The organism is Achromobacter sp. RW408 (genome assembly GCF_003184165.1).
GTDB lineage: Bacteria > Pseudomonadota > Gammaproteobacteria > Burkholderiales > Burkholderiaceae_B > Achromobacter > Achromobacter xylosoxidans.
Window position 1 is genome coordinate 945769 of sequence record NZ_QHHO01000046.1, and the last position, 24241, is coordinate 970009.

Below are 24241 nucleotides of genomic sequence, written 5' to 3' on the forward strand. Positions count from 1 at the left end.
CGGCAGCTCCGCCGCAAAGGAGCATTGCATTCGAGTAGGCGGGGAGGTTTGCCGTGAGTGGAAAGAACAGCAAGACCTGGCTGGCGGTAGCCGGCGCGATCGTGGTGGCCGGCGCCATCGGCGTGGGATGGTGGATGGGCAAGGGCGGCCAACCGTCCGCGCCCGCAACGCCGCAGACGGCTACGCCGGCGGCGACCACGGCCGCGCCCGCCGCGACGGGCGGCGCCGCCAAGCCCGAGGCCCTGCCGGCCACGGCCACGGTTGGCACTGCCGACGCCTTCGCGGTGCTCAATTGCCAGCCGCGCCAGTACAACGATTCGCTGGCGCTGGCGGTCACCTTCACGCAGCCGGTCGAGGCCAAGGCCGACCTGAGCAAGTTCCTGCAGGTCACCGACACGGGCGCCGCTTCGGGCAAGCCCGACCAGGACACCGAGCGCAGCGCCAACGGCCAGCAGCCGAGCTCCGTCCAGCCGGGCGACGCCGCGCCCAAGGGCAAGATCGTCCAGGGCAACTGGGTGGTCGGCTCCAATCCGCGCATGGTGTATTTCCCCTACGTCCAGCCGCAACGCTCGTATTCGGTTTCGGTGCGCGCGGGCCTGCCGGGCCAGGGCGACAAGGTTGCGCTGGCCACGGGCTCGCACTGCGACGTGGTGACCGACGCCATGCCGCCTTCGTTCTATTTCGCCAGCCGCGGCGTGGTGCTGCCGGCCGGCCAGAACGGCGGCCTGCCGGTGGCGACCGTCAACATGCCCGAAGTCGACGTGCAATTCCTGCGCGTCGCGCCCGAGCGCGTGCCGGAACTGTTCGAGTCGGTGCTGGGCATCGGCCGCAGCACGGCCTCGTCGGATGAAGAGGAATCCGGCGGCTACGACGAAGACGATTGGCGCTATGCCGGCAACCGCAGCCTGAAGGGCTCGGTCAGCAACTGGGACCTGGACCGCCTGAATACGCTGACCACCAGCGTCTACCAGGGCCGCTTCCTGACGGACGACAAGCCGAACCGCCGCCACGTCACCTTCCTGCCGGTCGAAGGCATCAAGGAATTGCAGGAACCCGGCATCTACGTCGCGGTGATGAGCCAGCCCGGCCGTTTCCGCTATGAGTACCAGGTCACCTATTTTTATGTCAGCGACATCGGCCTGCACGCGCGCCGCTACAGCGATCGCATCGAGGCCTACTCGGTGTCGCTCAAGAGCGGCCAGGCGATCTCCGGCGCGCTGTTCGAACTGGTGGACGGCGCCGGCAAGGTGCTGGCCAAGGCCCAGGCCGACGGCCAGGGCCACGTGCGCTTTGACGGCAGCTTCACCAACGCCCGCGTCATCCGCGCCTCGCGCGACAAGGAAATGACCGTGCTGGCGCTGGCCGAACCGGCGCTGGACCTGTCCGAATTCGATACCGGCGGGCATATCTCCCGCCCCAACAACCTGTTCGTCTACGCCGGCCGCAACCTCTATCGCCCCGGTGAAACCTTCCACGTGTCGGTGCTGCCGCGCGACCTCGACGGCCGCGTGATGCCGCCGTCGCCGCTGACAGCGACCCTCAAGCGCCCCGACGGCCGCGTGGTCTCGACCAATCTGTGGCAGCCCGCCAAGGACCTGCAGGGCTACGTCGAACGCGCCATCGATCTGCCGCCGGACGCCCAGACCGGCGCCTGGATGCTGGAATTGCGCGTCGATCCCGCTTCGCGCGCGCCGGATGCCTCCTGGAAGTTCCAGGTCGAGGAATTCCTGCCCGAACGCATGAAGATGGCGCTGACCTCCGACCAGGACGTGTTGTCGCCGGACGACACCCTGACCGTCGACGTGCAGGGCGACTATCTGTATGGCGCGCCGGCCGCCGGCAACCGCCTGCTGTCCAGCTTCCAGGTCAAGCGCGACCGCTACGCGTTGCCGCAGCAATGGCCCGGCTTCATTTTCGGCGACGTGGACGATGATTCGCGCCGCCATTTCGAGGAACTGCCGGAAGCGGCGCTGGATTCGACCGGCGCCGCGCAACTGGAGGTCGAACCGCGCACCGAAGGCACCCATTCGCCGATGAAGGTGCGGGTTTCGGCCAGCCTGCTGGAATCGGGCGGCCGCCCGGTGGTGCGCTCGATCGAGCGCAGCGTCTGGCCCGCCGACAAGCTGATTGCCGTGCGTCCGCAGTTCGACAGCGATGTCGCGCGCGAAGGCGCCCCGGCCGCCTTCGAAGTGCTGCGCGTGGATGCGCAGGGCAAGATCGCGCCGCTGGCGCAGGCCCAGATGCGCCTGTACCGCGAGGAACGCCAGTACTACTGGCGCTTTGACGACCAGCGCGGCTGGAACAGCGGCTACACCGAAACCGAGGAACTGCTGGACTCGCGCGAGATCGCGCTGAAGGACCGCAGCCAGTTCACGGTGCCGGTCAAGTGGGGCCGCTACCGCCTGGAAATCGCCGATCCCGAGACCGGCGAAACCCTGCGCTACCGCTTCTACGCGGGCTGGGACGCCCAGGACGCCGACGCCATGGGCAACCGCCCCGATCGCGTCCAGATGAAGCTGGAAGGCGTGCCCGCCAAGCCGGGCGACAGCGTCAAGCTGACCCTGACGCCGCCGCACGACGGCCAGGCCCTGATCACCGTCGAAGGCGACCGCATGCTGTGGTCGACCTGGGTGGCCGTGAAGGCGACCGGCACGCAAGTGGAAATCCCGATCGACAAGAGCTGGAAGCGCCATGACCTGTACGTGGCCGCGGCGGTGTTCCGCCCCGGCAGCGAAGGCGACCGCGTGACGCCGGCGCGCGCGCTGGGCCTGACGTTCCTGCCGATCGCCAGCGCCGACCGCAAGCTCGACGTCAAGCTGAGCGCCGCCGCCAAGACCGAACCCGAGACCAAGACCACGGTCCGCGTGAAGGTCGATGGCGCGCAGGGCAAGCAGGCCATGGTGACGCTGTCGGCGGTCGACGTCGGCATCCTCAACATCAACCAGTACCGCACGCCCGATCCGCTGGACTTCTTCTTCGGCAAGCACCGCTACGCGCCCGAACTGCTGGACATGTACGGCAAGCTGATCGAGAAGATGGACGGCACCAAGGGCAAGCTGAAGTGGGGCGGCGACGCCGCCATGCGCGGCGACAGCAAGAGCCTGCCCAAGAAGGTCAAGCTGGTCGACCTGTTCTCGGGTCCGGTCAAGCTCAACGACAAGGGCGAGGCCGACATCCCGCTGGACCTGCCCGACTTCAACGGCACGCTGCGCCTGATGGCCGTCGCGTTCACCGCCGACAACTACGGCAGCACCGACGCCGAAATGGTGGTGGCGGCGCCGATCGTGGCCGAGCTGAACACGCCGCGCTTCATCACCCCGGGCGACCAGGCCGCCATCGCGCTGGACGTGACCAACCTGAGCGGCTCCGACCAGAAGGTGACGGTCAAGCTGGAAGCGCTGGATCCGGTCGGCATCGTCGACGGCACCCGCACCGTGACGCTCAAGGACAAGCAACGCACCACGCTGCGCTTCACCGCCAGCACCACCGGCTCGTATGGCCTGGGCCTGATGCGCCTGACCGTGGACGGGCAGGGCGGCGCCAAGCCGATCCACATCGTGCGCGAATCAGTGCTGCAGGTGCAGCCGGCCTACGCGGCCGAGCGCCAGGTGCGCCGCCTGCGCCTGAACCCGGGCGAGTCGAACACGCCGCAGGCGTCGTGGGTGGCGTCCTACTATCCGGACTCCACCACGGTCAGCATGACGGTCTCGAACCGTCCGCCGATCAACGTCAACCGCGTGGTCGAAGGCCTGCTCAACTACCCCTATGGTTGCACCGAGCAGACCATCAGCGCGACCCTGCCGTGGGTGCTGATCGACGAAGAAGCGGCCAAGCAGTTCGGCCTCAAGCCGCGCACCCAGGCCGAGCGCGAAGCCAAGGTGGCTGGCGCCATCGGCCGCCTGTCCGGCATGCGCAACGCCGTCGGCTCCTACAATCTGTGGAGCAGTTCTTCGGCGCGCGACGTGTGGCTGACGGCCTACGCCGTGGGCTTCCTGCAGGATGCGCGCGACAAGGGCTTCACCATCCCCGAGGCCTCGCTGGACCGTTCGCGCCAGTGGCTGCTGGAGCAGGTGCAGCAGAGCAGCGGTTCGTTCGGCACCTGGTCGGCCAACCTGAAGCGCGACTTCGAGTCGGGCCGCCTGGACAGCAGCGGGCTGAGCGTGCTGCGCGAAGACCATCGCCGCTTCGCCGGCCTGGCCACGGCCGCCCTGGCGCTGGCGCGTGACAAGAAGGCGCCGCTGTCGACGGTTCGCCAGCTGTTCGACAACTACCAGGACCGCGCGCGTTCGCCGCTGCCCCTGATCCAGCTGGCCGCCGCGTTCAAGCTGATGGGCGACGAAGGGCGCATGAAGAGCGCGCTCGACCTGGCCATGACGCGCGAATACGGCATCACCCGCCGCGCCAACAGCTACTACGACGACTGGCTCGGCGACTACGGCAGCGCCGTGCGCGACTACGCGCTGGCGTACGCGCTGGCCAACCAGTACGAGCTGCGCCATGACCGCGTCGAGAACCTGATGACGCAACTGGCCGCGCGCATGGGCAACCGTTCGTACCTGTCGACGCAGGAACAGATGGCCCTGCTGCTGGCCGCGCGCGCCGCCGGCGGCGACAAGTCGACCCCGTGGCAGGCCGCGCTGACCGTCAACGGCGTGCGTAAGGAGCTGGAAGGCGGCAGGTCCGACCGCACCGTGTCGCTGAGCGCGGCCGAGCTGGCCGGCACGCAGTTGCTCAACACCGGCAGCCAGTCGCTCTTCATCGAGTACGACATCCAGGGCAGCCCGACCACGGTGCCCGCGCCGCGCAACGACGTGATCCAGCTCAAGCGCGGCTGGTACCGTCCGGACGGCAAGCCGTGGGATGGCGGCACGCTGCAGACCGGCGACATGCTGGTGGTGTGGGTCCAGGCCAGCGCCAACCAGAACATCCCGGATGGCCTGCTGGTGGACCGCGTGCCCGCCGGCTTCGAGGTCGAGAACCTGAACCTGTCGCAAAGCCCCGAAATGCAGGACTGGAGCATCGGCGGGCGCCGCGTGGCCGACGCAATGGCCGACCCCAACATCAAGCACCGCGAATTCCGCGATGATCGTTATGTTGCGGCGGTTTCGCTGGGTCGCGGCAAGGTGGACGTGTTCTACCTGGTGCGGGTCGTGACGCCGGGCCGCTACGCGGTGCCGTCGACCGTGGCCGAAGACATGTACCGGCCCGAGATCCGTGGCGTAGGCGAGCAATGGAGCACGGTCGAGATCCGCGATCGCAGCGCCAAGCAGCGTCCTTGAACACCGCCGCCACCCCGCCGGCGGGCGCCTCGCGCGCCCGCCGCTGGCGGCGGCGCGGACTCTTCGCGGCCAGCGTGTTGTCAGCGCTGGCCGCGTTGTTATTCGTGCTCGACCGCCTCTATCCCTTGCCGACCATCGACTCCGGCGGCGCGGCCGTGGTGGTCGCCGCCGACGGCACGCCGCTGCGCAACTATCCCAGCCGCGACGGCATCTGGCGCTACCCGGTCAAGCCTGACCAGGTGTCGCCGCACTACCTCGATACGCTGCTGACCTACGAGGACCGCTGGTTCTACTGGCACCCCGGCGTCAACCCGGTGTCGCTGGCGCGCGCCGGCTGGCAATGGGCCACCAACCGCCGCATCGTTTCGGGCGGTTCGACCCTGACGATGCAGGTGGCGCGCCTGATCGACCCGCAACTGGCCGGCAAACCGTCGCGCTCGATGAGCGCCAAGCTGCGCCAGGCCTGGCGCGCGGTGCAATTGGAAATGCACTACAGCAAGGACGAGATCCTGTCGCTGTACCTGACCCACGCGCCCATGGGCGGCATTGTCGAGGGCGTGGAAATGGGCTCGCGCCTGTGGCTGGGCAAGCCGGCGCGCGATCTCAGCCCGGCCGAGGCCGCCATGCTGACCGCCTTGCCGCAGGCGCCGTCGCGGCTGCGGCCGGACCGCCATCCCCAGGCCGCGCAGGCGGCGCGCGACAAGGTCCTGGACCGCATGGTGGAGCTGGGCCGCTGGACGCCGGCCGAGGTGGCTGACGCCAAGATCGAGCAGGTGGTGGCGCCGCCGCTGCGGGCACGCTGGCTGGCGCCGCTGGCGGCGCAGCGCCTGTTGCAGGAGGCCGGCCGGCCGCAGGCGGGTTCGCGCCGTCCCGGCAGCCGTCCGCCGCTGCTGACCTCGACGCTGGACGCCGACATGCAGGCCGCGGTCGAGCGCATGCTGCTGGACCGCGTCGACAACCTGCCGCCCAAGGTTTCGATGGCGGTGCTGGTGATGGACAACGACACGCTGGAGGTCAAGGCCTACGCCGGTTCCGCCGATTTTTCCGATGATTCCCGCTACGCCCACGTGGATATGGTGCGCGGCGTGCGCTCGCCCGGCTCGACGCTCAAGCCGTTCCTGTACGCCCAGGCGCTGGACGACGGCCTGATCCACTCGGAAAGCCTGCTGATCGATGCGCCGCTGTCGTTTGGCGGCTACGCGCCGGGCAATTTCCAGGCGTCGTTCTCGGGGCCGGTCAGCGTGGCGCAGGCGCTGCAGCGCTCGCTCAACGTGCCGGCGGTGGACCTGCTGGACCGCGTCGGGCCGACCCGCTTTGCGTCGGTTATGCTGACGGGCGGGGTCTGGTTACGTTTGCCGGCCGGGGCCGAACCGAATCTGAGCTTGATTTTGGGCGGGGGCGGCACCACATTGGAAGAACTGGTGGGTGCTTATCGGGCCCTGGCCCGTGGCGGCATTTCCGGGCGCGCGCGCCTGCGGCCGGAGCAGCCCCGGGTCGAGTCCCGTATGATGAGTGCTGGCGCGGCCTGGATCGTGCGTGACATCCTGGAAGGCGGCGGCCACCCGGACCGGCCCTTTTATCAGTCGGGCAGCCCGGCGCGGCAACTGGCCTGGAAAACCGGGACGAGTTTCGGATTCCGGGATGCCTGGGCGGTCGGTGTGACCGACAGCTGGACGATCGGCGTGTGGGTAGGCCGGCCGGACGGCACCCCCAACCCCGGATTTTTCGGGGCGAATGTGGCGGCGCCGCTACTACAGGATATCGTGGCGGCCCTGCCGGAAGGCGCCCAGCACGTGCGCGTGCGGCCCGCCACGGTGCAGCCGGTCGTGACCTGCTGGCCGCTGGGTTACCGGCTGGGCAGCGTGCCGTCGGGCGAATGCCCCGAGCAGCGCGCGGCCTGGGCCTTGAATGACACGGTGCCGCCGTCGTTCGCCGGCTATGCCGATGCCACCCAAGGGCCGTTGCGCCTGGGGGGCGTGGCCACCGGGTCGGTATTGCGGCCGGTGCCTGGCAGCGCGCAGGTGGCGGTGGATGTGGATGTGCAGGGCGCCGAAGGCGAAGTTTGGTGGATGCTCGATGGTCGCGTGGTGGGTCATGCCGCGTCGGGTCGTCCGTTTAATCTGGTGCTGACGCGGGACGGACGGTATACGCTTACCGTCATGGACGCGCAAGGCCGTCATGACAGCGTGGTTTTTGAAATCGCTGGCGTTACGCCCTGATCGGCATAGAATATGAATCGTGTATTTGCCCGCTTCGATGCGTTACGGAGGAAGCGTGATTTCCCAAGAGCTTGAAGTCAGCCTGCATATGGCTTTTGTCGAGGCCCGTTCGGCCCGGCACGAATTTATTACCGTCGAGCACCTGTTGCTCGCGCTGCTCGATAACGCTTCCGCCGTCGAAGTGTTGCGCGCCTGCGCCGCCAACCTGGATGACCTGCGCCGCAACCTGCGTCAGTTCGTTTCGGAAAACACGCCGGTGATCCCCAGCGGCGCGGAAGTCGACACCCAGCCCACGCTGGGTTTCCAGCGCGTCATCCAGCGCGCGATCATGCACGTGTCCGCGGGCGGCACCGGCAAGAAGCCGGTCACCGGCGCGAACGTGCTCGTGGCCATTTTCGGCGAAAAGGATTCGCACGCCGTGTACTACCTGCAACAGCAGGGCGTGACGCGGCTGGACGTGGTGAATTTCCTGTCGCATGGCATTACCAAACAGCCACAGGTGGAGTCCGCCGCCGTGCAGAAAGAGCAGCAAACCAATGGTGAAGAACAGGGCGAATCGCGCCAGTCGCCGCTGGACCAGTATGCGACCGACCTGAACGCCGCGGCGTTGGCCGGGCGCATCGACCCGCTGATCGGGCGCGAGCACGAAGTCGAGCGCGTGATCCAGGTGTTGTGCCGCCGCCGCAAGAACAACCCGCTGCTGGTCGGCGAGGCCGGGGTGGGCAAGACCGCCATCGCCGAGGGCCTGGCCTGGCGCATCACGCGCGGCGAGGTTCCCGAGATCCTGCAGGCCGCGCAAGTGTTCGCGCTGGACATGGGCGCGCTGCTGGCGGGCACCAAGTACCGCGGTGATTTCGAGCAACGCCTGAAGGGCGTGCTCAAGCAGATCCGCGGCAATCCCGACGCCATCCTGTTCATCGACGAAATCCACACGCTGATCGGCGCCGGCTCGGCCTCGGGCGGCACGCTGGATGCCTCCAACCTGCTCAAACCGGCCCTGTCCTCGGGTCAGCTCAAGTGCATCGGCGCCACCACGTACACCGAATACCGCGGTGTCTTCGAGAAAGACCACGCCCTGTCGCGCCGCTTCCAGAAGATCGACGTGGCCGAGCCCAGCGTCGAGCAGACCGTGCAGATCCTGCGCGGCCTGAAGAGCCGCTTCGAGGAACACCACAACGTGCGCTATTCGGCCGCCGCGCTGTCGGCCGCCGCCGAGCTGTCGGCGCGCTTCATCAACGACCGCCACCTGCCCGACAAGGCCATCGACGTGATCGACGAGGCCGGCGCCGCGCAGCGCCTGTTGCCGCGTTCGCGCCAGAAGAAGGTGATCGGCAAGGTCGACATCGAGAACATCGTTTCCAAGATCGCGCGCATTCCGCCGCAGTCGGTTTCCAACGACGACCGCAGCAAGCTCGCCACGCTCGACCGCGACCTCAAGACCGTCGTGTTCGGCCAGGACAACGCCATCGAGGCCTTGTCCGCCGCCATCAAGATGGCGCGCTCGGGCCTGGGCAAGCCGGAAAAGCCGATCGGCGCCTTCCTGTTCTCCGGCCCCACCGGCGTCGGCAAGACCGAAGTCGCGCGCCAGCTGGCCTTCACGCTGGGCGTGGAGCTGCTGCGCTTCGACATGTCCGAGTACATGGAACGCCATGCGGTGTCGCGCCTGATCGGCGCGCCGCCGGGATACGTCGGTTTCGACCAGGGGGGCTTGCTGACCGAGGCCATCACCAAGCAGCCGCATTGCGTGCTGCTGCTCGATGAAATCGAAAAGGCCCACCCGGACGTCTTCAACATCCTGCTGCAGGTCATGGACCATGGCACGCTGACGGACAACAACGGCCGCAAGGCGGACTTCCGCAACGTCATCCTCATCATGACGACCAACGCGGGCGCCGAGACCTTGAACCGTCCGTCCATCGGCTTCGCCAATTCGCGTGTGGTGGGCGACGAAATGGCGGAAATCCGCCGCATGTTCACGCCCGAGTTCCGCAACCGGCTGGATGCGATCATCCCGTTCGCGCCGCTGGATCGCGAGATCATCCTGCGCGTGGTCGACAAGTTCCTGATGCAGCTCGAAGACCAGTTGCACGAGCGCCGCGTCGAAGCCGTGTTCACCACGGCCCTGCGCGAGCACCTGGCCAAGGAAGGCTTCGACCCGCTGATGGGCGCCAGGCCGATGCAGCGCCTGATCCAGGACACCATCCGGCGCGCGCTGGCCGACGAGCTGCTGTTCGGCAAGCTGGTCGATGGCGGCACCGTCACGGTGGACCTGGACGAGGCCGGCAAGGTCACGCTGGACTTCGACGACCACGGCAAGCCGCCGTCGGCCGCCCCGGACAAGCAGGAAGTCGAACTCGTCGAATGAGGGCCTGCTCCCCCTAAAAGAAGCCTCGCATGAGTACCCAAATGAGTGACTATCAAGGCGCGAAGCGCAGTCGTGGCGGCCCCCCGGCGAGCATTCGCAACGCTGAGAGGCGCTCATTTGGGTACTCACCCTTCGGGCAGGCCTGTAATCGGCTGCCAGGCGTCGTTGCGCTCACCTTGCGTGGCGGAGCCACGCGGCGGCGATCACGCCTAGCCTGGCAGCCGATTACAGGCCTGTGCGAGGCTTCTTTTAGGGGGAGCAGGCCCTGCCTATGACGACCGCGGAGAGCCAGCCGCTGATCGAGTGCGAGCACTGCGCAAGCATCTATCGCCGACATCAGCTCGAACCTGGCGAGACCGCCAATTGCGCCCGCTGCGGTGCCACCCTGTGGCGCTACAGCGGGCTTACTTTGTCCAATTGGCTGGCGCTTGCCATCGCCGCGCTGATCATCTTCGGCGTGGCCAATGCCTATCCGGTCGCCTCGATGTCGGTGCAGGGCATGGTGCAGCAGGCCTCGCTGCTCGATGCCATCGACATCACCTGGCGCCAGGGGCATTACACCGTGGCCGTCATGACCGGGCTGGCGGGCTTCGTGCTGCCGCTGGTCCAGCTGGCGGTGTTGTTGTGGGTGCTGGGCCCGCTGTCGCGCGGCGTCGAGCCGGCGGCGTTCCGAGGCGCGATGCGATTGCTGGGCCTGTTGCGGCCATGGTGCATGGTGCCGGTGTTCCTGCTCGGCGTGCTGGTGGCGGTGGTCAAGCTGGCCGGCATGGCGGCCGTTTCGCCCGGCATCGGCCTGTTCGCCTTTGGCGTGCTCACCATCTTCCTGACCATGCTGGGCCGCCTGACGCCGCACGTGCTGTGGCGCTACGCCGAAAGCGAGGGCGTGGTGCCGGTGCACGTGCCCGAGGCCGGCCCCGACGTGGTGCTGACAGGCTGTCATGTCTGTGGCCAGGTGCAGGCCGTGCCGCGCGACGCCGATCCCGAGGAAGAACACCACTGCGTGCGTTGCCACGCCGTGGTCCATTACCGCAAGCCCGATCACCTGAATCGCACCTGGGCCCTGTTGCTGGCGGCCGTGGTGTTCTATATTCCCGCCAACGTGCTGCCGGTGATGAAAGTCAGTTCGGTGCTGGGCGACAGCGCCCACACCATCCTGGGCGGCGTGGTGGAACTGTGGGACATGGGCTCCTGGGACATCGCGCTGATCGTCTTCATCGCCAGCGTGGCGGTGCCGCTGACCAAGTTGCTGGCGCTGATCCTGTTATTGTTGACCGAGCAGTGGCGCAGCACCACCAACCTGCGCCCGCGCACGCGGCTGTACCAGATGGTCGAATTCATCGGCCAATGGTCGATGCTGGACGTGTTCGTCGTGATCCTGCTGGCGGCCCTGGCCGATTTCCAGGGCCTGATGGAAATCAGTGCCGGCGCGGGCGCCGCGGCCTTCGGCGTGGTGGTCATCCTGACCATGCTGTCAGCCATGAGCTTCGACCTGCGCCGCAGTTGGGACCTGGAAGCGGTAAGTGAGTTGGACGCCACGGAGCCGGCAGCGGGCCGGCGCCCGGCGTCCGCTGGCGTGGAAGCGGGCTGAGTCCGGCGCGGCGCTGTCTGCCGCCTGGCGTTGTTCAAGAAGAAAAGGAAAAACCGATGTCCGACCAAGCACCTGGATCTGGTGAAGGGAAGTACGCGTCACCCACGATCTCGCGCAAGCGCAAGAGCCGGATTTCATGGATCTGGCTGGTGCCCGTCGTTGCGGCGCTGATGGGCCTGTCGCTGGTGGTGCGCACCTGGATGCAGGCCGGCCCCGACCTGTCGATCGAATTCAATACGGCCGAAGGGCTGGAAGTCGGCAAGACCCAGCTGCGCTACAAGGACGTGAACGTCGGCACCGTCAGGTCCATCGGTTTCAACGCCGATCGCAGCAAGGTGGTGGTGCAGGCCGAGCTGTCCAAGGATGTGGCCGATCTGGCGCGCGAGGGCACCAACTTCTGGGTGGTGCGCCCGCGCCTGGACGTCAGCGGCGTGTCGGGCCTGGGCACCTTGTTGTCCGGCGCCTACATCGGCGTCGATGCGGTCGAGGGCAAGGACTCGTCCAAGAAGGCGACCAAGCTGCATTTCGTCGGCCTGGAAACCCCGCCCGCCGTGACGCATGACCGCGCCGGCAAGCGCTTCAAGCTCAAGGCGGCGGACCTGGGGTCGCTGGACATCGGTTCGCCGGTGTATTTCCGCCGCATCAACGTGGGCCGCGTGATCGGCTACGAACTCGACAAGACCGGCAATGCCGTCAATGTCGAGGTATTCGTCGACGCGCCCAACGACAAGTTCGTGACCAATGGCACCCGTTTCTGGAACGCCAGCGGCGTGGACTTCAGCGTCAACGCCGAAGGCCTGAAGGTCCGCACCCAGTCGCTGGTGTCGATGGCGGTGGGCGGCGTGGCGTTCGAGCCGGTCTACAGCGCGCGCGACGCCAACACGCCGGCGGCGGCCGATACGCACTTCGAGCTGTATGCCACGGAGGCGGCGGCCAAGGCCAACCCGGACGGCGAAGCCTTCCCGATCCGCATGCGCTTTGATCAGTCGATCCGCGGCCTGGCGGTGGGCGCGGCGATCGACTTCTCGGGCATCACGCTGGGCAACGTCACCCAGATCAACATGGATTTCGATCCCGTCAGCAAGCGCTTCTTCGCGCTGGTGGACGCCACGCTGTATCCGGAACGCCTGGGCCGGGTCTACGACGAGGTGCGCGAGCACGCCATCAAGGACGGCGACGAGGCCGGCGGACGCCTGCTGGGCATCATGATCAAGCATGGCCTGCGCGCCCAGTTGCGTACCGCCAACCTGCTGACCGGCCAGCTGTACGTGGTGCTGGACGAGTTCCCCAACGTCAAGCCGGTGGAATTCAAGATGACCACGCCGGCCATGATCCCGACCGTGCCGGGCCAGCTCGACCAATTGCAGCAGCAGGTCAGCAACATCGTCGCCAAGATCGACAAGATTCCGTTCGACAAGATCGGCGAGGACCTGCGGACCACGCTGGCCAGCACCTCCAAGCTGATGAACCGCCTGGACAAGCAGGTCGCGCCCGAGGCCCAGGGCGTGCTCAAGCAGGCGCGCGACTCCATGGCCAACCTCAATGCGCTGCTGGCCTCGGATGCCTCGCTGCCGGTCAACGCCGAGAAGGCCATGCAGGAATTGAGCCGCGCCGCCCGTTCGCTGCGGGCGCTGGCCGACTTCCTGCAATCGAATCCCGAATCGCTGCTGCGCGGCCGCGGCCAGGACCCGATCCCCGGCGCCGGCCCCGTCAGGAACTGAACCCATGACCCGACTCCGTTTCCGCCCCTTCCCGACTTCCCGTTCCGGCGCGTTTGGCCGCGGCCTGGCGTTGCTGGCCCTGCCGCTGCTGCTGGCCGCCTGCGCCTCATCGCCGCCCGTGCATTACTACACGCTGCAAGGGCCGGCGCCGAAGCCCCCGGCCGTGCCCCGCGCAGCCGCGCCGTTCCTGCTGGAAGTGCAGGGTGTCAACGTCGCGTCGCAGGCGGATCAGCCGCAATTGATGGTGCGCACGGGCGACGGCAGCGTGGCGGCGATGTATTCCGAGCGCTGGAGTTCGCCCTTGGGTGACGAGATCCGTGGCGCGCTCTCCGACGCGCTCAAGCACGACCTGGGCGCGCTGGACGTGCAGGTGGTCAAGCCCGGTCCCGCCGCGCCGGTGTGGCGGGTCCAGACCGACGTGCAGCGGTTTGATCTGGTGTCGGGCAGCATGGCGCAACTGGACGCAACCTGGCGGGTGCGGCCGGTAAACCTCAAGGGCCAGGGTCTGCTGTGCCGCAGCGTCGTCACCGAAACCGTGACGCAGGCCGGCATACCGGCGCTGGTCGCCGCGCAGCAGCGCGCGGTGGCCGCGCTGGCGGGCGCCATGGCGTCCGCCATGCGCGGGCAGACGCCGGATAGCGGCGGCGCGGTACAGATGCTGGGCTGCTCGCCGCTGCCCGATGCGGACAAGTCATAAACGGGGACGGGCAGAGCGCCAAAACCTGCCGTGATCTCAAACGGTTAACCCCTAGGGTTAACCTTAATACAAACCAGGTTGCAACCTGACTAGCATACGGTCCTACCGATGCCGGGCCCCTTTGCGTGCCCGGTGTGACCTCTGCCATGCGACAGGAAGCAATCTCTTATGGCCAGCACCACCCTCGGCGTCAAGGTCGATGACGCGCTGCGCGACCGCCTGAAGGCCGCCGCGCAAAAACTCAATTGCACGCCGCACTGGCTGCACAAGCAGGCGATTCTCGCCTACCTGGACAAGATCGAGCGTGGCCACCTGCCGGCCGAGATGTCCCACCTGGGCGGCGACGAGGGAGGCGATGAAGACGGCGGTGAGCACCAGGCCGCCGCCACGCCGCCGTTCTACGAGTTCGGCCAGGACGTGCAGCCGCAATCGGTGCTGCGCGCGGCCATCACGGCGGCCTATCGCCGGCCCGAGCCCGAGTGCGTGCCGCTGTTGCTGGGCCAGGCACGCATGCCGAACCTGGAAAAAGTGCATGCGATGGCCACCGACCTGGTCAAGAAGCTGCGCGGCAAGCGCAGCGGCGGCGGCGTCGAGGGACTGATCCAGGAATTCTCGCTGTCCAGCCAGGAGGGCGTGGCGCTGATGTGCCTGGCCGAGGCGCTGCTGCGCATTCCCGACCGCGCCACGCGCGATGCGCTGATCCGCGACAAGGTCTCGCGCGGCGACTGGAAATCGCACATGGGTGGTTCGCAGTCGCTGTTCGTCAACGCCGCCACCTGGGGCCTGATGATCACCGGCAAGCTGGTGGCCGTGAGCAGCGAGCAGTCGCTGTCCAAGGCGCTGACGCGCCTGATCGGCAAGGGCGGCGAGCCGCTGGTGCGCAAGGGCGTGAACATCGCCATGCGCATGATGGGCGAGCAATTCGTGTCGGGCCAGACCATTTCCGAGGCGCTGGCCAACAACCGCAAGATGGAAGGCCGCGGCTTCCGCTATTCGTACGACATGCTGGGCGAAGCGGCCACTACGGCCGAGGACGCCGAGCGCTATTACGCTTCGTACGAGCAGGCCATCCACGCCATCGGCAAGGCCGCCGCCGGCCGCGGCATCTATGAAGGCCCCGGCATCTCCATCAAGCTGTCGGCGCTGCACCCGCGCTATTCGCGCGCCCAGCGCGAACGCGTCATGGCCGAGCTGCTGCCGCGCGTGAAGGCGCTGACCATCCTGGCGCGCAGCTACGACATCGGCCTGAACATCGATGCCGAAGAAGCCGACCGCCTGGAAATCTCGCTGGATCTGCTGGAGGCGCTGTGCTTCACGCCCGAGCTGGAAGGCTGGAATGGCATCGGCTTCGTGATCCAGGCCTACCAGAAGCGCGCGCCGTTCGTCATCGACTACGTCATCGACCTGGCGCGCCGCAGCCGTCATCGCGTGATGGTGCGCCTGGTCAAGGGCGCCTACTGGGACAGCGAGATCAAGCGCGCCCAGGTCGATGGCCTGGAGGGCTATCCGGTCTACACCCGCAAGGTCTACACCGACGTGGCCTACCTGGCCTGCGCCCGCAAGCTGCTGGGCGCGCCGGAAGCCGTATATCCGCAGTTCGCCACCCACAACGCCTACACGCTGTCGGCGATCTACCAGCTGGCTGGCCAGAACTACTACCCGGGCCAGTATGAATTCCAGTGCCTGCACGGCATGGGCGAACCGCTGTATGACGAGGTGGTCGGGCCGCTGGCGCAGGGCAAGCTGAACCGTCCGTGCCGCATCTACGCCCCGGTCGGCACGCACGAAACGCTGCTGGCCTACCTGGTGCGCCGCCTGCTGGAAAACGGCGCCAATACCTCGTTCGTCAACCTGATCGGCGACGAGAGCATTCCGGTCGAGACCCTGGTGGCCGACCCGGTCGAGGCCGCCTCGCGCATCGTGCCGCTGGGCGCGCCGCACGAGAAGATTCCGTTGCCGCGCGAGCTTTACGGCAATCCGCAACAGGGCGCGCGCGCCAACTCCGCCGGCCTGGACCTGAGCAACGAACACCGCCTGGGCTCGCTGTCGGCCGCGCTGCTGACCAGCGCCGCCACGCCCTGGCGCGCCGCGCCCATGCTGGGCGAGGGCGACGGCGCCTGGGACGCGGCGCGCGCCATCGAGGTGCGCAACCCCGCCAACCTGCGCGACGTGGTCGGCCATGTCATCGAGGCCAATGGCGAAGAAGCCGAGGCCGCCCTGCGCGCCGCGGCCAATGCCGCGCCCATCTGGCAGTCGACCCCCGTGGCCGAGCGCGCGCAATGCCTGCGCCGCGCCGCGCAACTGCTGGAAGAGCAGATGCAGACCCTGCTGGGCCTGATCGTGCGCGAGGCCGGCAAGTCGCTGCCCAACGCCATCGCCGAAGTGCGCGAGGCGGTGGACTTCCTGCGCTACTACGCCGACCAGGCTGACCGCGAATTCAGCAACGACACGCACCGCCCGCTGGGCACGGTGCTGTGCATCAGCCCCTGGAATTTCCCGCTGGCCATCTTCACCGGCCAGGTCGCGGCCGCGCTGGCCGCCGGCAACACCGTGCTGGCCAAGCCCGCCGAGCAGACGCCGCTGATCGCGGCGCAGGCGGTGGCGATCCTGCGCGCCGCCGGCGTGCCGGCCGGCGCGGTGCAACTGTTGCCCGGCCGTGGCGAGACCGTGGGCGCGCAACTGGTGGCCAGCCCCGGCGTGCGTGGCGTGATGTTCACCGGCTCGACCGACGTGGCGCGCATCATCGCGCGCACGCTGGCCGATCGGCTGGACGACGACGGCCATACCATTCCGCTGATCGCCGAGACCGGCGGCCAGAACGCCATGGTGGTGGATTCGTCGGCGCTGTCCGAGCAGGTGGTATTCGACGTGCTCAGCTCGGCCTTCGATTCGGCCGGCCAGCGCTGTTCCGCGCTGCGCGTGCTATGCGTGCAGGAAGACAACGCCGATCACGTCCTGACCATGCTGCGCGGCGCGATGCGCGAACTGAGCGTGGGCAACCCGGACCGCCTGTCGGTCGACGTCGGCCCGGTCATCGACACCGAGGCGCGCAACGGCATCCAGCGCCACATCGACGCGATGCGCACGGCCGGCCACCGGGTGGACCAGGTCGAGCTGAACGGCGAATGCCGCCACGGCACCTTCGTGGCGCCCACCATCATCGAGATCGACCACATCAGCGAACTGACGCGCGAAGTGTTCGGCCCGGTGCTGCACGTGGTGCGCTACGCCCGCGATGAGCTGGACGCGTTGCTGGACGCCATCAATGGCACCGGCTACGGCCTGACCTTCGGCGTGCACACCCGCATCGACGAAACCATTGCCCACGTGACCGGCCAGGTCCATGCCGGCAACGTCTACGTCAACCGCAACATCGTCGGCGCGGTGGTCGGGGTGCAGCCCTTTGGCGGCGAGTGCCTGTCGGGCACCGGCCCCAAGGCCGGCGGCCCGCTGTATATGTACCGCCTGCTGGGCACGCGGCCCGAGGGCCTGCCGCCGGCGCTGGACGCGGCGGCGCCGCTGCCGCAGCGCATCGCGCTGCCGGGTCCCACTGGCGAGACCAACACCTATATGGTGGAACCGCGCGGCGCGGTCTACTGCGTGGCGGCCACCGAAACCGGCGCGCGCGCCCAGTGGGCCGCGGCGCGCCTGACGGGCAACCACGCCTGGTTCGCCGACACGCCGGCGGCGCAGGCGCTGCTGGCCACGCTGGATGCCGAGCAGCAGGGCCAGGCGGGTATCCTGGCCGATGGCGAGGTCGACCAGGCCGACTACCACGCGGTGCTGTTCGAGGGCGACGGCGACACGCTGCGCGCCCTGAACCAGCGCATCGCGCAGCGTCCGGGCGCGATCCTGGCGGTGCATGGGCTGACCTCGGACGCGTTGGCGGCCGGCGCCGCGTATGTGCCGGAACGCCTGCTTACCGAACGTTCCATCAGCGTCAATACGGCCGCGGCCGGCGGCAACGCCAGCCTCATGACCATCGGCTGAGCGTGACCGAGGGGTAACCCTTGGGAAACCAAGGGTTATCTCCAATATCTAGCGAGGTTGCACTGGAAGCAAAATCCGGTCGCACCTGAAGTTCGATTGTGGCAACCCGGCAATCGCACTCAAATAGATCACCTGGCCCAAAAGCCCAGGTATAACAAAGCCACATCCGACATACCGGAGGATTCCAATGAAGTTTCGCACCACTTTGAAGCTTGTCGCCGCCAGCATCGCCGCCGTCGGCATGGCCGCGGCCGCGCAGGCCGCCGACGTCAAGTTCGGCTTTGCCGCGCCCCTGACCGGTCCCCAGTCGCACTATGGCGAGGACATGCAGAACGGCCTGAACCTGGCGCTGGAAGAAGCCAACAAGAAGGGCGTGAAGGTCGACGGCCAGCCCGCCAAGTTCGTGCTGGTGTCGCGCGACGACCAGGCCGACCCGCGCGTGGGCGTGCAGGTGGCGCAGCAGCTGGTCGACGAGAACGTCGTCGGCATCCTGGGCCACTTCAACTCGGGCACCACGATTCCCGCTTCGCGCGTCTACCACGAAGCCGGCCTGCCGCAGATCGCCATGGCGACCTCGCCCGAGTACACCAAGCAGGGCTACGAAACCACCTTCCGCATGATGACCAGCGACACCCAGCAGGGCGCCGCGGTCGGCAAGTTCATGGTGCAGAGCCTGAAGGCCAAGAAGGTCGCCATCATCGACGACCGTACCGCCTACGGCCAGGGCCTGGCCGACGAGGTCGAGAAGGCCGTCAAGGCCGCCGGCGGCCAGGTGGTGCGCCGCGAGTACACGACCGACAAGGCCAACGACTTCACGGCCATCCTGACCAACATCAAGGGCTCGGCGCCCGACGCCATCTTCTACGGCGGCCTGGACGCGCAGTCCGGCCCGATGAAGCGCCAGTTGGCCACGCTCGGCCTGAAGGCGCCGCTGGTCTCGGGTGAAATGACCCGCAGCGACACCTTCATCAAGCTGGCCGGCGACGCCGCCGACGGCACCTACGCCTCGCTGGCCGGCGTGCCGCTGGACAAGATGGCCGCGGGCAAGGACTTCGAGCAGCGCTACCAGGCCCGCTTCAAGAAGGCCCCCGGCGTCTACGCGCCGTACGCCTATGACGGCGCCTGGAACATGATCGCGGCGATCGAAGCGGCCGGTTCGGCCAAGCCCGAGAAGTACCTGCCGGAACTGGCCAAGCTGAACCGCAAGGGCGCCACCAGCGAGCACATCGCCTACGACAAGAACGGCGACCTGAAGGAAATCTCGGTCACCATCTACGAAGTCAAGAATGGCAAGTGGGAGATGGTTGAAACGATGGTCAGCCAGGCCAACTAAGGCTGCCTGACCCGGCCAGGACGCGGCGCCGCCGCGCCTGGCCATCTTGATTGACCCCGCGCGCGCCGCCCGGCGCGGCGGCGATTTGCGCGAAGGCGGCCCCCGGGGCCGCGCCGCATCCGATCCTCGCGCGATTTTTCCAGGCTTATTTCCACGGCCCCTATGGATATCTTCATTCAACAACTGATTAACGGCGTCACGCTCGGCAGCGTGTACGCCCTGGTCGCCCTTGGCTACACCATGGTGTACGGCATCATCGGGCTGATCAACTTCGCGCATGGCGACGTCGTCATGATCGGCGCGATGGCGGCCACCACGATCGCCATCTCGCTGGTCGGCGGCGACCCGTCCGCGTCCGCCTTCATGGTGCTGGGCCTGGGCCTGCTGGTGTCCGTGCCGCTGTGCATGGCCGTGGGCTGGACCGCCGAGCGCGTGGCCTACCGGCCGCTGCGCCGCGCGCCGCGCCTGGCCGCCCTGATCACCGCCATCGGCGTGTCCATCATCCTGCAGAACGTGGCGATGATGGGCTGGGGCCGCAACTATCTGAACTTCCCGCAGGTGCTGACGCCGCAGGTGTTCGAGATCTTCGGCGCCCGCATGAGCACGCTGCAGATCGCCATCGTCGCGATCGCCGCGCTCATCATGGGCGGGTTGCTGGCCGTGGTGCACAAGACGCGCCTGGGCACCGCCATGCGCGCCACCGCGCAGAACCGCGAAGTGGCCGGCCTGATGGGCGTGAACATCAACACCGTGATCTCAGCGGCGTTCCTGATCGGCTCGGCGCTGGCCGCGGTGGCCGGCATGATGGTCGCCACCTACTACGGCGTGTCGCAGTACACCATGGGCTTCATGCTGGGCCTGAAGGCCTTCACGGCCGCGGTGCTGGGCGGCATCGGCAACCTGGTCGGCGCCATGGCGGGCGGCCTGCTGCTGGGCATCATCGAATCGCTGGGCGCCGGCTACATCGGCGACCTGACCGGCGGCTTCCTGGGCAGCCACTACCAGGACGTGTTCGCGTTCTTCGTGCTGGTGCTGGTGCTGATTTTCCGTCCGTCCGGCCTGCTGGGCGAGCGTGTGGGGGACCGCGCATGAGCACCACCCTGAAAAACAGCGGGCTGTCGACCCGCAACCTGATCGGCATCGCGCTGATCGGCATCGTGCTGGCGGTGCTGCCGTTCGTGATCGGCATGGCCGGCCAGAGCTGGGTCCGCATCCTGAACTTCGCGCTGCTGTACGTGATGCTGTCGCTGGGCCTGAACATCGTGGTGGGCTTTGCCGGCCTGCTGGACCTGGGCTACATCGCGTTCTACGCGGTGGGCGCCTACACCTGGGCGCTGCTGGCTTCGCCGCACTTCGGGCTGCACCTGCCGTTCTGGGCGATCCTGCCGATCGCGCTGGCGGTGGCGTGCCTGTTCGGGGTGCTGCTGGGGGCGCCGACGCTCAAGTTGCGCGGCGATTACCTGGCCATCGTGACGTTGGGCTTCGGCGAGATCATCCGCATCTTCCTGAACAACCTGAACGCGCCGGTCAACATCACCAACGGCCCGCAGGGCATCAACCGCATCGATACCTTCAAGGTGGGCGAGTTCGCCTTTGGCCGCACCGAGAGCCTGCTGGGCATCCGCGTGACCGGGCCGGAGAAGTACTACTACCTGCTGCTGGCGCTGACGCTGATCATCATCCTGGTGTGCGTGCGCCTGCAGAACTCGCGCATCGGCCGCGCCTGGGAAGCCATCCGCGAAGACGAGATCGCCGCCAAGGCGATGGGCATCAACACCCGCAACATCAAGCTGCTGGCCTTCGCCATGGGTGCCTCGTTCGGCGGCGTGGCGGGCGCGCTGTTCGCGTCGATGCAGGGTTTCGTCAGCCCCGAGAGCTTCTCGCTGATGGAGTCCATTTCCATCCTGTGCATGGTGGTGCTGGGCGGCATGGGCCACATCCCGGGCGTGATCCTGGGCGCGCTGATCCTGGCCGCGTTGCCGGAATTCCTGCGCGCCGTGGTCGAGCCGGTGCAGCAGATGGTGTTCGGCGCGGTGGTGCTGGATCCCGAGGGCATCCGCATGCTGCTGTTCGGCCTGGCGATGGTGTGCGTGATGCTGTTCCGTCCCGCCGGCCTGTGGCCGTCGGCCGTGCGCAAGCGCGAGCTGGCCACCAAGACGCAGGGAGGCGCGGCATGAGCAAACTGCTGCAAGCCCAGGGACTGGGCAAGCGCTTCGGCGGCCTGCAGGCCCTGTCGGACGTCAGTTTCGACATCGAGCAGGGCGAGATCTACGGCCTGATCGGCCCCAACGGCGCCGGCAAGACCACGCTGTTCAACGTGCTTACGGGCCTGTACATCCCGGAAGACGGCAGCTGCACCTTCAACGGCGCCTCGATGTCGGGCAAGAAACCGCACGAGGTGGCGCACGCCGGCCTGGCGCGTACCTTCCAGAACATCCGTCTGTTCGCCAACCTGAGCGCGATCGAGAACGTCATGATCGGCCGCCACATGCGCACCCGCGCCGGCGTGCTGGGCGCGGTGTTCCGCACCCGCGGCACGCGCGCCGAGGAAGCCGCCATCGAGGCCCGCGCCCAGGAGCTGCTGGACTACGTCGGCATCGGCCACCGCGCCAACGACGTGGCGCGTTCGCTGCCCTATGGCGACCAGCGCCGCCTGGAAATCGCGCGCGCCTTGGCCACCGATCCCAAGCTGCTGGCGCTGGACGAACCGGCCGCCGGCATGAACGCCTCGGAAACCGTGGTGCTGCGCAAGCTGATCGAGAAGATCCGCGACGATGGCGTCACGGTGCTGCTGATCGAGCACGACATGAAGCTGGTCATGGGCCTGTGCGATCGCGTGCTGGTGCTGGAATACGGCAAGGTGCTGGCCATGGGCAAACCCGCCCAGGTGCAGCGCGACCCCAAGGTCATTGAAGCGTATCTGGGCGCGGGCGCCGCCCAGGATCCGCTGATTCATCAGGAGCGCCCGGCATGACGACGGCAAGCAAACCCCTACTGGAACTGCGCGGCCTGCAGGTCGCGTACGGCGGCATCCGCGCGGTGCGCGGCATCGACCTGCGCGTGGACGAAGGCGAACTGGTGTGCCTGATCGGCGCCAACGGCGCCGGCAAGAGCACGACGCTGCGCGCCATCTGCGGCCTGGTGCCGCTGGCCGGCGGCGAAGTGGTCTACGGCGGCCAGTCCATCGGCGGCCAGAAGTCGCACGAGCTGGTGCGCCAGGGCCTGGTGATGGTGCCCGAGGGACGCGGCATCTTTGGCCAGCTCACCATCGAGGAAAACCTGGCGATGGGCGCCTACATCCGGCGCGACGCCGCGCAGGTGCGGCAGGACACCGACCGCGTGTTCACGCTGTTCCCGCGCCTGGCCGAACGCCGCAAGCAGGCGGCGGGCACGCTCTCGGGTGGCGAGCAGCAGATGGTGGCCATGGGCCGCGCGATGATCGCGCGTCCGAAGCTGCTGTTGCTGGACGAACCCTCGATGGGGCTGGCGCCGCTGATGGTCGAGAAGGTCTTCGAGGTGGTGCGCACCATCGCCAGCGAAGGCGTCACGATCCTCTTGATCGAGCAGAACGCGCGCCTGGCGCTGGAGAACAGCCACCGCGGCTACGTGATGGAATCCGGCGAGATCACGCTGTCCGGTCCTGCCGCCGACATGCTGCACGATCCCAAGGTGCGCGCCGCGTACCTGGGGGAAGTGGAAGAGGCGTAGCCGCGTTCCGCTTGCCGCATGAGAAAAGCCCGGCCGCCAGGCCGGGCTTTTTTTTGTGCCGCGCTGGCGGGCTACGCGGGTTGCGCCACGACCCGCTCGCGCCCGATCAGCAGGGCGATGACGGCGGCGACGAGACCTGTGGCGCCGGCCGCGACGAAGGCCATCAGGTAGCTGCCTTGCGACTCGCGCACCACGCCCGCCATCCAGGCCGCGCTGGCCGCGCCCAACTGGTGGCCGGCGACGATCCAGCCGAACACGATGGGCGCCTCGCGATCGCCGAAGGCTTCAGTGGCCAGGCGCAGCGTGGGCGGCACGGTGGCGATCCAGTCCAGGCCGAAGAACACCGCGAAGATCGCCAGGCCGTAGAACGAGAAGTCGGAATAGGGCAGATAGATCAGCGCCAGGCCGCGCAGCCCGTAGTAGACGAACAGCAGCTTGCGCGGATCGTAGCGGTCGGTCAGCCAGCCGGAGGCGGTGGTGCCGAACAGGTCGAAGATGCCCATGATCGCCAGCAGCCCCGCCGCCTGCACTTCGGGCATGCCATGGTCGCCGCACAGCGCGATCAGGTGCGTGCCGACCAGCCCATTGGTGGTGAAGCCGCAGATGAAGAAGGTGGCGAACAGGAACCAGAAGGTGCGGGTGCGGGCGGCGCGGGACAGGGCGCCGAAGGTGGCGGCGATCATGCCGGTGCGCGGCGTGGCGGGCGCGGGCGGTTCATGCGGGTCGCTGCCGAAAGGAACCAGGCCGACGCTGGCGGGGCGGTCGGGCACCAGCCACCAGGCCACCGGCACCAGCGCGGCGGCGGCGCCCGCCACGGTCCAGACCACCCGGGTCCAGTCGCCGGACGACGCCAGCGCCGCGAGGATGGGCAGGAAGATCAGCGTGCCGGTGGCGGTGCTGGCGGTCAGCAAGCCCATCATCAGGCCGCGATGCTTCGTGAACCAGCGGTTGACCACCGTGGCGCCCATGACCACGGCGACCGCGCCCGAGCCGACGCCGGAGAACACGCCCCAGGTCAGCAGCAGGTGCCACGGCTGGGTCATGTAGGCGCTGGCGGCGGTCGAGAGGGACATCACCGACAGCGCCGCGATCAGCACGCGGCGCACGCCGAAGCGTTCCATCGCGGCCGCCGCGAACGGCCCCACCAGTCCATACAGGAAGATGCCGACGGCGGCCGAGAACGAAGTGGTGCTGCGATTCCAGCCAAAGCTTTGCTCCAGCGGCACCAGCAGCACGCTGGGAGACGCGCGCAGGCCGGCCGAGACCAGGAGCGCCAGGAAGATCACGCCGACGACCACGAAAGCGTACTTCTGTCCCGCGCGGCGGAAGGGGATGGGAGGG

Annotated in this window: 13 protein-coding genes; 12 read left to right on the plus strand and 1 reads right to left on the minus strand. The window is 68.0% G+C overall.

The features are described from left to right. Positions 1-134 precede the first annotated feature (134 nt). The 12 genes from DK459_RS14455 to DK459_RS14510 all read left to right on the plus strand — a co-directional run bounded on the left by DK459_RS14455 (position 135) and on the right by DK459_RS14510 (position 22900). A complete protein-coding gene (locus DK459_RS14455; protein WP_227740243.1) occupies positions 135-5279 on the plus strand; it encodes an alpha-2-macroglobulin in 5145 nt (1714 codons plus the stop codon). Beyond that, positions 5276-7498, plus strand: a complete 2223-nt coding sequence (pbpC, locus tag DK459_RS14460) for a penicillin-binding protein 1C (RefSeq protein ID WP_107315709.1) — start codon at positions 5276-5278, stop codon at positions 7496-7498. The genes DK459_RS14455 and pbpC overlap by 4 nt, the downstream gene beginning before the upstream one ends. Before the next feature lie 55 nt (positions 7499-7553). Beyond that, positions 7554-9863 (plus strand): ATP-dependent Clp protease ATP-binding subunit ClpA, encoded by a 2310-nt coding sequence (clpA, locus tag DK459_RS14465; protein WP_024069529.1) that lies wholly within the window; start codon positions 7554-7556, stop codon positions 9861-9863. Between the two features lie 271 nt (positions 9864-10134). Continuing rightward, positions 10135-11451, plus strand: coding sequence for a PqiA/YebS family transporter subunit (locus DK459_RS14470; protein WP_006383985.1), 1317 nt, complete (start codon positions 10135-10137; stop codon positions 11449-11451). Between the two features lie 56 nt (positions 11452-11507). Next, positions 11508-13172, plus strand: coding sequence for an intermembrane transport protein PqiB (locus tag DK459_RS14475; RefSeq protein ID WP_020928439.1), 1665 nt, complete (start codon positions 11508-11510; stop codon positions 13170-13172). A 4-nt stretch (positions 13173-13176) separates the two neighbouring features. Further along, the gene (locus tag DK459_RS14480) at positions 13177-13869 is read left to right on the plus strand and encodes a membrane integrity-associated transporter subunit PqiC (protein WP_006383983.1); all 693 of its coding nucleotides are present in this window, start codon (positions 13177-13179) and stop codon (positions 13867-13869) included. A gap of 168 nt (positions 13870-14037) precedes the next feature. Further along, complete coding sequence (gene putA / locus DK459_RS14485) at positions 14038-17859, plus strand: trifunctional transcriptional regulator/proline dehydrogenase/L-glutamate gamma-semialdehyde dehydrogenase (protein ID WP_110134830.1); 3822 nt, start codon at positions 14038-14040, stop codon at positions 17857-17859. Between the two features lie 187 nt (positions 17860-18046). After that, positions 18047-19192 (plus strand): branched-chain amino acid ABC transporter substrate-binding protein, encoded by a 1146-nt coding sequence (locus tag DK459_RS14490; protein ID WP_006383980.1) that lies wholly within the window; start codon positions 18047-18049, stop codon positions 19190-19192. A 240-nt stretch (positions 19193-19432) separates the two neighbouring features. Then, positions 19433-20284, plus strand: coding sequence for a branched-chain amino acid ABC transporter permease (locus DK459_RS14495; RefSeq protein WP_370445600.1), 852 nt, complete (start codon positions 19433-19435; stop codon positions 20282-20284). Then, positions 20281-21369 (plus strand): ABC transporter ATP-binding protein, encoded by a 1089-nt coding sequence (locus DK459_RS14500; RefSeq protein ID WP_006383978.1) that lies wholly within the window; start codon positions 20281-20283, stop codon positions 21367-21369. The genes DK459_RS14495 and DK459_RS14500 overlap by 4 nt, the downstream gene beginning before the upstream one ends. Further along, on the plus strand, positions 21366-22166 hold the full coding sequence (locus DK459_RS14505; RefSeq protein WP_006383977.1) for an ABC transporter ATP-binding protein: 801 nt from the start codon (positions 21366-21368) through the stop codon (positions 22164-22166). Before DK459_RS14500 ends, DK459_RS14505 begins: the two co-directional genes overlap by 4 nt. Continuing rightward, positions 22163-22900 (plus strand): ABC transporter ATP-binding protein, encoded by a 738-nt coding sequence (locus tag DK459_RS14510; RefSeq protein ID WP_006383976.1) that lies wholly within the window; start codon positions 22163-22165, stop codon positions 22898-22900. Before DK459_RS14505 ends, DK459_RS14510 begins: the two co-directional genes overlap by 4 nt. 71 nt (positions 22901-22971) lie before the next feature. On the opposite strand, the gene DK459_RS14515 is transcribed toward DK459_RS14510, so the two are convergent. Further along, positions 22972-24234 (minus strand): MFS transporter, encoded by a 1263-nt coding sequence (locus DK459_RS14515; protein WP_199234291.1) that lies wholly within the window; start codon positions 24232-24234, stop codon positions 22972-22974. Positions 24235-24241 lie beyond the last annotated feature (7 nt).

Coding starts and splice junctions, on each gene's coding strand:
- DK459_RS14455 (WP_227740243.1), top strand. CDS start 135: ATGGGCAAGGGCGGCCAACCGTCCGCGCCCGCAACGCCGCAGACGGCT.
- DK459_RS14470 (WP_006383985.1), top strand. CDS start 10,135: ATGACGACCGCGGAGAGCCAGCCGCTGATCGAGTGCGAGCACTGCGCA.
- DK459_RS14475 (WP_020928439.1), top strand. CDS start 11,508: ATGTCCGACCAAGCACCTGGATCTGGTGAAGGGAAGTACGCGTCACCC.
- DK459_RS14480 (WP_006383983.1), top strand. CDS start 13,177: ATGACCCGACTCCGTTTCCGCCCCTTCCCGACTTCCCGTTCCGGCGCG.
- putA (WP_110134830.1), top strand. CDS start 14,038: ATGGCCAGCACCACCCTCGGCGTCAAGGTCGATGACGCGCTGCGCGAC.
- DK459_RS14490 (WP_006383980.1), top strand. CDS start 18,047: ATGAAGTTTCGCACCACTTTGAAGCTTGTCGCCGCCAGCATCGCCGCC.
- DK459_RS14495 (WP_370445600.1), top strand. CDS start 19,433: ATGGTGTACGGCATCATCGGGCTGATCAACTTCGCGCATGGCGACGTC.
- DK459_RS14500 (WP_006383978.1), top strand. CDS start 20,281: ATGAGCACCACCCTGAAAAACAGCGGGCTGTCGACCCGCAACCTGATC.
- DK459_RS14505 (WP_006383977.1), top strand. CDS start 21,366: ATGAGCAAACTGCTGCAAGCCCAGGGACTGGGCAAGCGCTTCGGCGGC.
- DK459_RS14510 (WP_006383976.1), top strand. CDS start 22,163: ATGACGACGGCAAGCAAACCCCTACTGGAACTGCGCGGCCTGCAGGTC.